Genomic DNA, 14858 nt, shown 5'->3' on the forward strand with positions numbered 1-14858 from the left:
TCCCTACATAGCCCGCAGATTGTTCCGACAATAATCAGTGATTATGATTTATCCGACTTCCAATAAAAAATAAATATTGGAGGTTGTAGTTTGCAATCAACCCACTCCCCAAACAACTTTACCCCCTGGAAAGATCGTTATTCCGGGCAAGTTTTTTATTAACTTCACCCCGTATAGACGGGGGCACTTATCAGGAATAAAAATCATGAACAAACATATCGACCCCTACTGGTATATCAATGATATGGAGGTGCATACCGACACTGCACCTCACATTTATGCCAATGGCCTGCAACAAGTGAAACTGACGCTGGGCGTTAAGGCGCTGGATGGTCGCGGCACCGAAGTTGTGCTGACCCAGAGTGAAAAAAACAACCTGCAGGTTGTCATGTACCGTAATGCCAGCCAGGTTCTTCCTGTTGATGAATTTGATGCGCTGGGCTGGTCTGTGTCCCGTCAGTACACAGGCTATGAATATTTCCCGGTAAACAATGCCAAGGCTACGTTCGAGCCAAAAGCCGGCTTTGAGTATTTCGAGTTTTATGTCTCGTGTCAGTCTTTGGCTGCTGGCGGTCAGACGATCGGACTGGCCTTTATGGTCACCGGTGATAACGGCCGGCGTTTCTGCTCCAATGGCTCGAGCTGGTACGAAGACGGCACTCCGGATCGAGGGACCAGCCACGATAAACCGGGTGCCAATATCACGGTTCATCGCCCGCCCCGCTATGCACAGGATAATTTCATCCTCTCCGAGTTTTTTGACCTGCCCTCCACGCAATTGACAGCCGGGATTTTCAATCGCCGTTGCACATTGACGCTGCAAACTGCCCCGAGCCAGACCATTGCACTCAAGAGTATGAGCCTGGTGCCCAAGGGCATGATCATGTGGGAGAGCAATCTGCCCGATGATCAATTGTCCAGTGCTGTCGGCTATGTCGAACCAGGCAAGACCTCGATTCAGTGGAACCCTGCGCTCCCGCAAAGTGTGGTCCCGTTACCGAGTACATCGGCTGCCGTTCAGGGCAAAGGCAGTCTGGTGCTGTGTGGCCGGGTTGACATCAAGCAGTCCCAGGGTGGCTTTCGTGGCCCGTGCGCTCTGAGCCTGGTGGATGTTTTTGGCAATCAACATGACTTGTCCCTGCGTTTTGATCCCAAGAACCGCGAGCGTCTGGAACTGACGCTCGCCTAAGGAAACACTGAAAAGCCCCTCTTTCAGGGATGGGGCTTTTTCAGCGCCTTTCCATGAGTTGCTAATAAGGAATAGCTATCATGACCGATCCATCTGACTCCAACCCCGACTCCCGATCCGCCGCCAGCCTGTTCAGCACTGGCGATGTTTATTCCGGCGCCTACAACTTCATGAGCAGCATCAGTGCCGGGGTTGATCCGCGCACCGGTATGTTTTCGGCCTCGATAACCCTGCCTACCGGGGCCGCCAACGATTTACGCGGGCCGATCAGCCAATTGCGCCTGGGTTACAGCCCGTTGATGACCGACGACCAGGGTTTTGGCCTGGGCTGGATGCTCGGCACCACGTCCTGGGACGGGGCCAGTCAGCAGTTGCAGCTCAATTCCGGCGAGCGTTTTCGTGGGGAAATTGTTGGTCAGAGCATGCGCTTCCCGGACGTTCGCTTGCCGGTGGTGACGGTCACGGTGCAGCGCCAGGAGATGTGGGTCCGACATAACGACGGCACCTGTGAACGCCTGATTCCATTGGCTGGGCACCCGAGCTTGTGGGTGGTCAGCACCTTAGTGGGGGCCGATGGCAGTGCCCTGAGTTTTGATTGGCGTTCCATCGGTAACGCGGCCTACTTGCAAAAGGTTAGCGATGCTCAGGGCCGAACTGTGGTGGCGTTGGCCTACGAGGGTCAGCAAACCCATCTGACCCTACAGCCGGACACCCCCTCACAGATGGTGATGACTTTTCAGCGCATCTCCGGGCAATTGCGCCGGGTGACAGTGGACGGGCTTCCTGACAATGGTTGGCAATTTGACTACAGCACCGCCAGCTCGGGGTTGTTGCTGTTGAGCAAATGCACCCAGCCCACCGGCAGTACCGAGGAAGTGACCTATAGCGAAGCCAACGGTCTGGCGTTGCCGCCGGGCGCGCCGTTCCCACGGATGCCGGTGGTCAGCCAGACCCGCAAGGACCCGGGTGACGGGCAACCAGTGCAGTTGGTTCGGTATGACTATGGGCTGTATGGCAGCAACAATTACTTCGGCTGGCCGGTAGTGCGCCAGTGGCGCAACCGTGAGGACAATCTTTACCACCTGACCGGGGGCGGCGATTTTCTTTATGGCTCCACCGAAACCCTGATGGATGCCCGGGGTACGACTCTGCAGACCATCAGCCGCACCTTTAACCGTTTCCACCTGCTGACCCGCGAACGCACGTTGCAGGGCCAGACCCTGCAGGAAACCGAGACCACCTATTACGACGAGCCGTGGCTGCCCATTGCCCGGCAAGTGCCTTACTTCCAGTTCCCGCACAAGGTCATCACCCGCAAGGCGCATCTGGACGGGCAGCGGGTGCTGCGTGAACTGAGCACAGAAGAAGAAACCCGCTATGACGAGCTGGGCAACCCGGTCTGGCACCGCAATGCATTGGGTGGCATTGAAGCGTCGGAGTATTACCCGGTCAGTGGTGAGACCGACCATTGCCCGGCCGATCCGCTGGGTCGAATCACCCGTCTGAAAAGTCGCACCGCAAGCCCTCCACCCGGCACCGAGGGCCCGGTTAAACAGACTCGATACCGTTATCAATCATTGCCGGTACGGCAGGATGCTCCGGCGTTTGCCTTGCCGACCTTCGTCCAGAGCAGTGAAGAACGTTTGCTGCTGGTTGAAGGTGAAAACCTGACTGAACTGGTGCATTCCAGCCAGACCTTTATCGTTAATCCGGCATCGCCTCATCACGCTCGCATGTTGAGTGAAACCGAGACTGCTCAGGGTAAAAGCACGACCCGGGTCTACAGCTACATGCTCACTCAAGCGCGAGGGGCTCGGTCGCTTGAGCGCGCAGTGTTGCAGGAAAACGTGACCATCACCGGGTACGACGGTCATGAGTCCAGCTCCCAATCCTCGCAAGATCTGTACTCGGGCCTGATGGTCACCGAGCAGACCGATGAGCAAATGCGCATCGCCTTTGCCCACGATGCCCTGGGCCGTGTAGTGCAGGAAGTCGCCGCCCCGGATTCGGCGTTTGAAGCCGAGGTTAACTGGACCTATTCGTTGTCAGCGAACGAGCGCTGCCAGACCCGAATCGGCGCTTCCGGGCGTAAGGAAACGGTCTGGCTGGATGGTATGGGCAGGGAAATTCGTCGAGAAAAACAGACCGACAGCGGTCAGACCTATACCGCCTGGACTGGCGAATATGACGTGCTCGGTCGGGTATTTCGGGAGACCAGCTATGACCCCGGTAACGAAGACACTCCGGCCCTGAGCATGACCACCGAACGTACCTTTGATGATTGGGGCAATGTGCTGACCGAAACGTCGGCGGACGGCGTCACCCAGCACACTCTGGCCGACCCGGTAGCGCTGACCGGAACCAGCTGGCAGACCGACGCCAATGGCGTGGCCGGTGTCAAAACCATCACTACCCATACCCTCGATGGACGCCCCCTTAAAGAAGAACTCTATTGCGCCGACGGCGTGCTGCAGCACGAACTGGGCTGGAGCTATGACGGACTTGGGCGTTGCATCAGCCAGACCGATGCCATGGGCCGCAAGACCTTGCAGGAATGGGATGTGCGGGATCGACTGGTGTCGACCACGTTGCCCGATGGCAGTGTGATCAAGCGCACCTATGCCGAAGGGCACGACAGTGAATTACCGGCCACGGTCTCGATCTCTCATCCTTCTTTGGGAATTAACGAAGTCGTACTGGGCGAGCGTAAATACGACGGTTTGGGCCGACTGGTGTGGGAAAAGGTCGGCCAGAGTGTTTCTGAATGGCAATACGCCGAAGGACAAATCCACGCCCATACCCGGACACTGCCCGATGGCACCGAAGTAGTCACAGAACGCCAACCGGAACTGGGTGGGGCATTGCTATCGATGCAAGCGCCCGGCATCAGCGTGTTCAACACGTACGATCCAAAAAGTGGCCGTTTGCTGGAGTCGCAAGGGAATCTGGGGCAACAGAACGATCACTGGTCGCCGTCGGGCCAACTGACAAGGGCCGATTACGCCTGGCACGGTGATCAACCTCGTTCACAACAGCAAACCACCACACCTGCGGGCAAGGTCACGCGCCTGACCGATGCCGACGGCGCCGAACAGCGCTGTCAGTACGATGATTTTGGTCGTTTGAGTGTGCAGCAAGGTCCAGACGTCACGATCACCATCACCTACGATGCAGCCTCGCGGATTCACCAGCAGCGCACCCAATCAAAAGACGGTTCGCGAGACATGACCGTGACCCTGGGCTACGACAGCCTCGGCCGCCCGGCCCGTCGCACTACCGACACCCGCACCCCGTCCGGACAACAGATAGAAGTGCAAACCCAACAGTGGCGTAAAGACGGCAAGCTGAGTAAACGCGAACTGAACCGTGACGGTGTTCTGGTACGCAGTGAGACCTTCGATTACGACATTCGTGGACGCATGATTGCCCATCGCCTTACAGGCCCATCGTTACCAGAAGACGCCCACGGTCGCAGCTACCGCGAGCAGCATTTCCAGTACGACGCCCTCGACAACGTGCGCCGCCTCGAAACGGTATTTGCCGACGGCAGCGAAAGCAATGTCAGCGTATTCGGCTACAACCCTTCCGACCTTACCCAGCTAATAAACGTCAGCCACAGCCGCGCAGATTACCCAGCGCCGGTGACCCTAGAGTACGACGTTCTGGGCAATCTCAAACGCGACGAGCGCGGCAATCCGCTGCACTACGACGCCTTAGGCCGACTGATCGGGGTAACCCTGCCTACCGGCCAGCGTCGTTGGCACTACGGACCGGGCGGTAACATCATCAAGACCGAAGACGCAGCCGGTCCACGTTGGCGCTACCACACCTCGGGCCAGCTCAGTTGCGAGGTGGGTGAAAGCACCCAAACCCGCTGGGTCCGTGCCGGAGCGGTGCCGGTTGCCGAGAGCCGACTGGCCTCTGCTGTGCGCGAAGTCATGCTGCTGGGCACCGATGCCCAGGGTTCAGTAACTACGGAGGCCAAAGACCAAATCCAGACCCCGGTCTACGGCGCCTACGGCCAGAGCACAACCGAACCCGGAGCCAGCCGACTGGGCTACGCCGGCGCCTTGCGCGAACAAGACATCGGCTGGTATTTCCTCGGCGACTACCGGATCTACAACCCGGTACTGATGCGCTTCCACAGCCGTGACAGCCTCAGCCCTTTCGGGGAAGGCGGCCTCAATGGCTATGCCTACTGCGCGGGCGACCCGGTGAATCGCGTCGATCCGTCGGGCCATTCGTGGCTGGACTGGCTATTACCGGCAGCGGGGATTGCGCTAGGGCTGTTCATGGCAGTTTCTTCATTTGGAACTTTGGCGGCACCTGCCGCAGCCCTGAGCGCCAGCTATATGGTGGCGGTAACTACTGCCACCCTGAGTGTGGTGTCACTGGCAGCAGACGTCGCTTCCATAACCTTGCTGGCCACCGGCAATGAAAACGCGGGTCGGATTCTGGGCTATGTAGGCATGGCCACGGGCCTGGCATCGGCGTCACCGTCGATTACCAGTGCCGCAGCCAAGGGGGTGAAAGGCCTAGGCACGCGCGTGGGCTCGTTGCAGCGCAGGCTGCAACATGCCGGGGGTGTTCCAGGAGGGGGGCGGGCATTTAACCCTGCAACGCTTCAGCGCTCAGCTTTAAATGTAACCAACCCTAAGGAAGCCTGGCTGGCTACTCGCAGCATGAACCCTTCAGGAGCAGCAAATAACATTATGTACTCTGCTGCACAACGGTACAGCGGCGTCAGTAGGGAAACATCCATAGAAGTTCGAAACTTTTACAGGCTCAATCCGACGAAGGCCGTTTTGCCACAGAACAATATTCCATCCACGACCGTTAGAAGTCTGGATGGCAATACCGTGATGCCTGTGTTTCAGAACAACCCCGATTATGTTAATGAGATCAGGCAAATAGCTGTCGACATACACCCGTCGTATCCACCTGACATCTTGCAGGGCTCCAACATAAACACCAACGCTCTAGCCATTACCTCCACAGACTTTTACGACGCTACTGTTTTTCGCACGCACATATTGGATCTGCCTTCCAATGATAATTACACCAGGTATGCGATGCAGGATGGATTATGGCTAAGGGATAAAACCAAATGGCACGAGAACTTTATGCGCTGGCGTCTCTAGGAAACCTTTAACTCTCCGCCATTTTTATATTCCAGCCATTTGGAATTTAAAAATGGCGCCCCCCAAACTCAGGCTAGAGCCGGGGTTTGATTACGGTTGCCAGCGTATCGCCATCAACGAAGAACATCTGCCTCATGCGCAGCCCAATCGAAGTGTTCAGACCAGACGCTCTCCTTAAACAAAACCGGCGTTTTTTTCGAGTATTTCTGAAATATAACCGCCCCCATAAAAATAGGACCAGTCCTATGAATTAGGAATTTTCCTAGGTACAACCCAAATCACACGCACTAACCTCCCATTGCACCTGCTGAACAAGTGCACACTTAACTCCAATATGAAAAGGATATTTCCATGGGTATGTTTTGCTGCATGTACATTAATGAATTCAACGTTGCCCCATCCACTGACGAAGAGCGAGATATCGTTAAACCAGAAGAAGACTTCACGCCAGAAGAAGCGGCTGTGCTGGCTGAGTAACAGAAATAAAATGAGGCGAATTATTCGCCTCATTTTTTTGGTTTATATGGAAGCTCCCTGCCTATGAAAACAATTGCCCCGGAACGTACGCTGTCATTACAAGATGCAGAAAGTGCAATCGATCAGCATTTTTTGAGCGAAGGAATACATTTAACCCTGCGTCGCTACGGTAGCCCGCTGTCAAGTACTGTTGCCACGCTTGACCTCCCCCATGACAGCACCGGCCTGGAATGTGTCGGTTGCGGCAAAGGGTATGAAGCAGAGGCTCGCGTCGGCGCAAAATATGAAGCGTATGAGCACTATATGGGGCCACTGCGCCTGCGCACCTTTAGTTCACTGCACAGTTTTGCCTCGGTTATTTCTCAACCGGCCTTGCAGAACACACTGCCGATGCAACTGCTTGGCCATTCAACCGCCTCACAGATAGCGGTACTGAACTTTGAAGCGGATGAAGCATCAGGTGGGGTTGAACTGCTCTACCCGTCATTCCTGATCAACCATCAATATGCCAATCAACCCATTCCCGGCGATGAGACTGATTATGGGGCGGCGCGCCGGTATTCCTGCGGCACGGGTGTGGCAGCAGGTTTCGGGTTTACGGAAGCGGCTATACATGCTGCCAGTGAGGTAATTGAACGCCATGGCATTGGGCGTTTTATCGCACAGCATTTCTTTTACGACTCAAAAGAACCCATCAGAAAAATCATTCTTGAATCAATGCCGGAGCACCTGTTACAAACCCTGCGCGATGCAGAAGTTGCCATTGGTGCCAGCATTGAGGTATTCAATGCAACTAGCCAAATCCCCTACCCCGTTTTTATTGCCTATTGTCCGGACAAGACGATTTCCGATGTCAATGTAATTGGCGGGGGTTGTTCACTTTATCCAAGTCATGCCGCCGCACGCGCGATCAAGGAATTGGTGCAACAATATAAAGTAGCCGAAGGTATTGAACACGTCACACAAGAGTGGACAAAATCAACGGACAACCTGGCACAACAACCCAGGCTGCTACGGTGTTTACGCATGGCGTTTGACACCCACCAGCGCGCTAAAATGACTCTTTGCTCCCTGCCTCACGATCCAGACAGAATGCCACTGCACCAACACTTGTCCCATTTAAAGAATGAATGTTTTAAAGCGGGTCACCCCGTGTGGACAAAAGAACTGCATTGCAGCGCTAACCAAGTGAGTCTGGCCTGTGCCGTTATGCCAAAAATGGAAAGATTCTCTATCGTTTCGCTCGGAGGAAAAGTGGTGCCCTGCTACAAATACGAATAAATAGCGCCGCACTCTTGATTATTACCAACGCACGTTAAAGCGTATCACCCCAAGCATTGCAACATGCCATGACACACCCACAGGCGACTGGCTTGTCTCTCATTATTTATCGGAACCCGGCCCTTCATGAGTCCAACAGAAAACAAAAGTTCACGTGATTGTGATTATTTTCTTTCCTCTCCTTTAGGCGCCGCTACCAGGGCAATCCACTTAGGGCAGCATGAGGCTGGAATGGATCAGTTTCCGGTTCCGGCCCTCGTTTGCAATTCTGCAGTACTGCTGAATTCGATTGAAGAAGGCAGAGAAATGCTGGGCAATGCAGCGATGGAAAATTTTGCATACCAGCGTTACGCCAACCCTACCGTTTCAATTTTAGAAGCGAAGTTCCGGGCCCTTGAACACTGCACCTATAGCTTGGCAGTCAATAGCGGAATGACGGCATGCCTGCTGGTCTTTCGTGCGCTATTGAAAGCAGGTGATCATATCATTGTGCCCCACAGTATATTTTATGAAGTCATTGAGCAGCTTAATTATGAAGCCTGCAACCGTGATATAGAAATGTCGATTATCGACGAATACGCGGCAGTCGCATTTGAGGCCGCCATTCGACCAAATACGAAGATAATCTTTATTGAAGCACCCACCAATCCGGCTTTTTTGGATATCAACATCCCTGATCTGGTACAGCTTTGCTCTAAAAACAATATTATCCTTGTTGTCGATAATACTTTCCTGACGCCTGTCTGCCAAAAACCACTGTCCCTGGGCGCTGCCGTAACTTTATATTCCATTACCAAACACATCAATGGCCATGGCGATGTAATGGGTGGAATGGTCAGCACCAATGACCCGGCGCTATTCAAGGTTTTAAAATATCACAGGGAAAGTGCAGGCCTTATATTGGACCCGTTTACGGCATGGCTTACCATACGCGGCTTGAGAACACTGCCACTGAGGTTAAAAAAGCATACTGATAATGCACATGCTGTCATTGCAATGATACGTGAAGAGTTCCCTCAGTTAGAATGGCGCGCAGTATGGTCGACTAAAAGTGCGCAGGCCAACGGTATAGTTTCATCCCTGCACACCGGCCTCATCGCCATTGTGTTTCCTTCACAGCAAGCGGGCACAACCTTTGTTAATCATTTGCAACTGATACGCACAGGTACAACGTTTGGCAATATTGAGTCCTTATGCTATCACTACGGAAGTTTTACCAGAGCAGGCAGTACCGATCTGGAAAAGATGGGTGTGCCGTACGGTTTGGTTCGAATCTCTGTAGGCCTGGAAGACAGTGAAGATATTAATGCAGACATCAGGCGTGCACTGCGCCTTGCCACACAAATCAAAACTTCCACGGCAAGTGAATTAACACCTTAGGGAGGCGCTAAAATACCCACTGATTTTTTGATACTCCAACAATCAGCCTTCTTGAGGTTTTCTTGATTCAATATTTTCTTGAACAGCCCCTTTTCCCGTGATTTTGCATCTTCCACACGTGTTGCAAGGCACTTTTTGTCCCGCTCCCCCCTACAACACTTGCTCATTGTTAGCCCTCGGCGAGGGACTCTATTTTGCTACCCCTTTCTAGCGAAACAAGGAGTAGCAAACATGCTTGACCCATCTGAGTACACCCCCGCAATCCAATCCGCCGCCAGCCTGTTCAGGACTGGCGACGTTTATTCCGGCGCCTACAACTTTATGAGCAGCATCAGTGCCGGGGTTGATCCGCGCACCGGCATGTTTTCGGCCTCGGTGACCTTGCCTACCGGAGCCGCCAACGATTTACGCGGGCCGATCAGCCAATTGCGCCTGGGCTATAGCCCTTTGATGACCGACGACCAGGGTTTTGGTCTGGGCTGGATGCTCGGCACCACGTCCTGGGACGGTGCCAGTCAGCAGTTGCAGCTCAATTCCGGCGAGCGTTTTCGTGGGGAAATTGTTGGTCAGAGCATGCGCTTCCCGGACGTTCGCTTGCCGGTGGTGACGGTTACGGTGCAGCGTCAGGAAATGTGGGTGCGGCATAACGACGGTACCTCCGAGCGCCTGATTCCATTGGCCGGGCATCCGAGCTTGTGGGTGGTCAGCACCCTGGTGGGGGCGGACGGCAGTGCCCTGAGTTTTGACTGGCGCTCCATCGGTAACGCGCCTTACTTGCAACAAGTCAGCGATGCCCAGGGCCGGACTGTGGTGGGGCTTTCCTACGAAGGTTTGCAAACCCATCTGACCCTGCAGCCGGATACTCCCTCACAGATGGTGATGACTTTTCAGCGCATCTCCGGGCAGTTGCGCCGGGTGACGGTGGACGGACTTCCCGACAATGGCTGGCAATTTGACTACAGCACCGCGAGCTCGGGTCTGTTGCTGTTGAGCAAATGCACCCAGCCCACCGGCAGCACCGAGGAAGTGACCTACAGCGAGGCCAACGGTTTGTACCTGCCTGAGGGCGCGCCATTCCCACGGATGCCGGTGGTCAGCCAGACCCGCAAGGACCCGGGCGATGGCCAGCCGGTGCAGTTGGTTCGTTATGACTATGGCCTTTATGGTTCCAACAATTACTTCGGCTGGCCGGCGGTGCGGCAGTGGCGCAACCGTGAGGACAATCTTTACCACCTGACCGGGGGTGGCGATTTTCTATACGGCTCCACCGAAACCCTGATGGATGCCCGGGGTACGACTCTGCAGACCATTAGCCGGACTTTTAACCGTTTCCATCTGCTGACCCGGGAACGTACGTTGCAGGGCCAGACGCTGCAGGAAACCCAAACCACCTATTACGACGAACCCTGGCTGCCCATTGACCGGCAACTGCCTTACTTCCAGTTCCCGCACAAGGTGATCACCCGCAAGGCGTATCTGGACGGTCAGCGGGTGTTGCGTGAATTGAGCACTGAAGAAGAGACCCGCTATGACGAGCTGGGCAATCCGGTGTGGCACCGCAATGCATTGGGTGGCATTGAAGAGTCGGAGTACTACCCGGTCAGTGGTGAGACCGACCATTGCCCGGCCGATCCGCTGGGGCGCATCACCCGTCTGAAAAGTCGTACCGCAAGCCCGCCACCCGGCACCGAGGGCCCGGTCAAACAGACCCGATACCGTTATCAATCATTGCCGGTACGGCAGGATGCTCCGGCGTTTGCGTTGCCGACTTTCGTCCAGAGCAGTGAAGAACGTTTGCTGCTGGTGGAAGGTGAAAACCTGACTGAACTGGTGCATTCCAGCCAGACCTTTATCGTTGATCCGGCCTCGCCTCATCACGCTCGCCTGCTCAGTGAAACCGAGACTGTTCAGGGCAAAAGCACGACCCGGGCCTACAGCTATCAGCTCAACCAGGCGCGTGATGCTCGCTCTCTTCAGCGTGCGGTGTTGCAGGAAAACGTAACGATTACCGGGAACGACGGGCACTCATCTGTCTCCCAATCCTCGCAGGATCTGTACTCGGGCCTGATGGTCACCGAGCAGACCGATGAACAAATGCGCATCGCCTTTGCCCACGATGCCCTGGGCCGTGTAGTACAAGAAGTCGCCGCCCCGGATTCGGCGTTCGAAGCCGAGGTCAATTGGGCCTATTCGTTGTCAGCGAACGAACGCTGCCAGACCCGAATCGGCGCTTCCGGGCGTAAGGAAACGGTCTGGCTGGATGGTATGGGCCGCGAGGTGCGACGTGAGAAACAGGCCGACAGCGGTGAGACCTATACCGCCTGGACTGGCGAATATGACGTGTTGGGCCGGGTATTTCGTGAGACCAGCTACGACCCCGGTAACGAAGACACTCCGGCCCTGAGCCTGGCTACCGAACGCACCTTTGACGACTGGGGCAATGTGCTGACGGAAACCGGGGCTGATGGGGTGACGCAACACACTCAAGCCGACCCTGTGGCGCTGACCGGAACCAGCTGGCAGACCGATGCCAATGGCGTGGCCGGGGCCAAAACCGTGACTACCCATACCCTCGATGGCAAGCCGCTGACCGAGCAGTTGTACTGCGCCGACGGCGAGCTGCAGCACGAACTGGGCTGGAGCTATGACGGGCTGGGTCGCTGCATCAGCCAGTCCGACGCCATGGGTCGCAAGACCCTGCAGGAATGGGATGTGCGGGATCGACTGGTGTCGACCACGCTGCCCGACGGCAGTGTGATCAAGCGCACCTATGCCGAAGGTCATGACGGTGAATTACCGGCCACGGTCTCAATCTCTCATCCTTCTTTGGGTATTAACGAAGTCGTACTGGGAGAGCGTAAATACGACGGTCTGGGCCGACTGGTGTGGGAAAAGGTCGGCCATAGTGTTTCTGAATGGCAATACGCCGAAGGACAAATCCACGCTCATACCCAGACCTTGCCCGATGGCACCGAAGTAGTCACAGAACGCCGACCAGAATTGGGCGGCGCGCTGCTATCGATGCAAGCTCCCGGCATCAGCGTGTTCAATAAATACGATCCGCTAAGTGGTCGTTTGCTGGAGTCGCAAGGAAATCTTGGGCAACAGAACGATCACTGGTCGCCGTCGGGCTTGCTGACCAAGGCCGATTACGCCTGGCACGGTGATCAACCGCGTTCACAACAGCAAACCACCACACCTGCGGGCAAGGTCACGCGCCTGACCGATGCCGACGGCGCCGAACAGCGCTGCCAGTACGACAAATTCGGGCGTCTTAGTACGCAGCAAGGTCCCGACGTCACGGTCACCATCACCTACGATGCGGCGTCGCGAATTCACCAGCAGCGCACCCAATCAAAAGACGGTTCGCGAGACATGACCGTGACCCTGGGCTACGACAGCCTCGGCCGTCCGGCACGTCGCACTACCGAAACCCGGACCCCATCCGGGCAGCAGGTAGAAGTGCAAACCCAACAGTGGCGTAAAGACGGCAAGCTCACCCAGCGCGAACTGACCCGTGACGGCACACTGGTACGTCGCGAAACCTTCGACTACGACATCCGTGGCCGGATGATTGCCCAGCAGCTAGTGGGCGAGAAATTACCCGAAGACGCCCACGGCAAAACCTACCGCGAACAACACTTCCAGTACGACGCCCTCGACAACGTGCGACGTCTGGAAACGGTATTTGCCGACGGCAGCGAAAACAATGTCAGCGTGTTTGGCTACAACCCTTCCGACCTTACCCAGCTAATACACATCAGCCACAGCCGACCCGATTACCCGGCGCCGGTAACCCTGGAGTACGACGCGCTGGGCAATCTCAAACGCGACGAACGCGGTAATCCGCTGCACTACGACGCCCTAGGCCGACTCATCGGGGTAACCCTGCCTACAGGCCAGCGTCGTTGGCACTACGGCCCGGGCGGCAAGATCATCAAGACCGAAGACGCTACCGGTCCACGTTGGCGCTACCACACCTCGGGCCAGCTCAGTTGCGAGGTCGGCGAAAGCACACAAACCCGCTGGGTCCGTGCAGGAAATGTTCCGGTTGCCGAGAGCCGACTGGCCTCGGCTGTGCGTGAAGTCATGCTCTTGGGCACCGATGCCCAGGGCTCCATAACCACAGAAGCCAAAGACCAAATTCAGACCTCGGTCTACGGCGCCTACGGCCAAAGCACAACCGAACCCGGAGCCAGCCGACTGGGCTACGCCGGCGCCATGCGCGAACAAGACACCGGTTGGTATTTCCTCGGTGATTACCGGATCTACAACCCGGTGCTGATGCGGTTCCACAGCCGCGACAGCCTCAGCCCCTTCGGGGAAGGCGGCCTCAATGGCTATGCCTATTGCGCCGGCGACCCGGTAAACCGCATCGACCCGTCGGGCCATGCGTGGACCGACTGGCTGTTGCCGGCAGCTGGGCTCGTGCTGGGCATGATCGGCACCGTGGCGTCACTGGGTGCTTTGGCGGCACCTGCCGCAGCCCTGACCGCCAGCTATATGGTGGCGGTGACCACTGCGACCCTGAGTGTGGTGTCACTGGCCGCAGACGTCGCCTCCATAGTCTTGCTGACCAGCGGTAATGAAAACGCGGGTCGGATTCTGGGCTATGTAGGCATGGCCACGGGCCTGGCATCGGCGGCGCCGTCGATTGCCAGTGCCGCTGCCAAAAAGGTCAAAGCATTCGGCATGCGAGTGGGCCACGGACAGTACAGACTGCAACATGCCGGGGGCAGAGGCCAAGGCTTTCCAGGATCGACCCCGAGAGCCGGCTCATCTGAGATGAAACTCGATCAGTTGACCCGTGAAGCTTTACCTGCGCAGGACTTGCACTATGTCCGGCAACACTTCGCCATGCCCAGCAATCTTGTAGATAGACGCTTCTTCGCTGAAATGCCGCCCGAGGTGATGAGAAATATTGTCGGTCGCCTGCCCGGCTCGGATCTGGTCTCACTGTCACAGACATCCAGAGACATACACCAAACGGTACAAAGAACTACACGCCCACTCAATTTGCCGACGTTACACGGGGCCCCCCATCCGGCAAACATCCCGTATGTCGACTACGTACAGCAGACATGGTTGGGCAATACCGTCGGGGTTTTACCGGAGCAGATTACCAATGCGGGCATCTCGCCTTACAGCACAACCACTCTTCGCATGGTCGCCGACCAACACAATGTCCCTGCGCAATTCATGAATTCCAGCTGGGCATACGAGGCTACGCTGCGTAGCAGGAACACTCAGGCACTGGCACGCGTACAAGAGGCACAGGAAGCAGCGCTCAGGCTTCGGTTGCCTTAACCATACACATTTCACTCCTTTGAACAGGAATGATCCGAGCCTGTAGCCTCTGGTTCCGGGAACATCAATCACAAAATGGCGTT

Annotated in this window: 6 protein-coding genes; all 6 read left to right on the top strand. The window is 56.1% G+C overall.

Translation table 11 applies throughout. From position 1 onward, the window contains the following. The first annotated feature begins 205 nt into the window (after nt 1-205). The 6 genes from ACP7BO_RS10905 to ACP7BO_RS10930 all read left to right on the top strand — a co-directional run bounded on the left by ACP7BO_RS10905 (nt 206) and on the right by ACP7BO_RS10930 (nt 14775). Nucleotides 206-1189 carry a hypothetical protein gene (locus tag ACP7BO_RS10905; protein ID WP_426210267.1) on the top strand — a complete coding sequence of 328 codons (984 nt, stop codon included), beginning with the start codon at nt 206-208 and terminating at the stop codon, nt 1187-1189. 80 nt (nt 1190-1269) lie between these two features. Further along, the gene (locus ACP7BO_RS10910; RefSeq protein WP_426210269.1) at nt 1270-6330 is read left to right on the top strand and encodes an RHS repeat-associated core domain-containing protein; all 5061 of its coding nucleotides are present in this window, start codon (nt 1270-1272) and stop codon (nt 6328-6330) included. 351 nt (nt 6331-6681) lie between these two features. Then, on the top strand, nt 6682-6807 hold the full coding sequence (locus ACP7BO_RS10915; RefSeq protein WP_426210271.1) for a hypothetical protein: 126 nt from the start codon (nt 6682-6684) through the stop codon (nt 6805-6807). A 63-nt stretch (nt 6808-6870) separates the two neighbouring features. Further along, a complete protein-coding gene (locus ACP7BO_RS10920; protein WP_426210272.1) occupies nt 6871-8088 on the top strand; it encodes a YcaO-like family protein in 1218 nt (405 codons plus the stop codon). A gap of 126 nt (nt 8089-8214) precedes the next feature. Further along, nucleotides 8215-9468: a trans-sulfuration enzyme family protein gene (locus ACP7BO_RS10925; RefSeq protein ID WP_426210274.1), complete on the top strand. Its 1254-nt coding sequence runs from the start codon at nt 8215-8217 to the stop codon at nt 9466-9468. A gap of 231 nt (nt 9469-9699) precedes the next feature. Further along, nucleotides 9700-14775, top strand: coding sequence for an RHS repeat-associated core domain-containing protein (locus ACP7BO_RS10930; RefSeq protein WP_426210276.1), 5076 nt, complete (start codon nt 9700-9702; stop codon nt 14773-14775). The last annotated feature ends 83 nt before the right edge of the window (nt 14776-14858 follow it).

Source organism: Pseudomonas sp. TWR2-1-1 (assembly GCF_049897045.1).
GTDB classification, from domain to species: Bacteria; Pseudomonadota; Gammaproteobacteria; order Pseudomonadales; family Pseudomonadaceae; genus Aquipseudomonas; species Aquipseudomonas versuta.

Bases quoted from the DNA above. Each gene is read 5' to 3' on its own strand.
- ACP7BO_RS10910 (WP_426210269.1), top strand. From the start codon at position 1,270: ATGACCGATCCATCTGACTCCAACCCCGACTCCCGATCCGCCGCCAGC.
- ACP7BO_RS10925 (WP_426210274.1), top strand. From the start codon at position 8,215: ATGAGTCCAACAGAAAACAAAAGTTCACGTGATTGTGATTATTTTCTT.
- ACP7BO_RS10920 (WP_426210272.1), top strand. From the start codon at position 6,871: ATGAAAACAATTGCCCCGGAACGTACGCTGTCATTACAAGATGCAGAA.
- ACP7BO_RS10915 (WP_426210271.1), top strand. From the start codon at position 6,682: ATGGGTATGTTTTGCTGCATGTACATTAATGAATTCAACGTTGCCCCA.
- ACP7BO_RS10930 (WP_426210276.1), top strand. From the start codon at position 9,700: ATGCTTGACCCATCTGAGTACACCCCCGCAATCCAATCCGCCGCCAGC.
- ACP7BO_RS10905 (WP_426210267.1), top strand. From the start codon at position 206: ATGAACAAACATATCGACCCCTACTGGTATATCAATGATATGGAGGTG.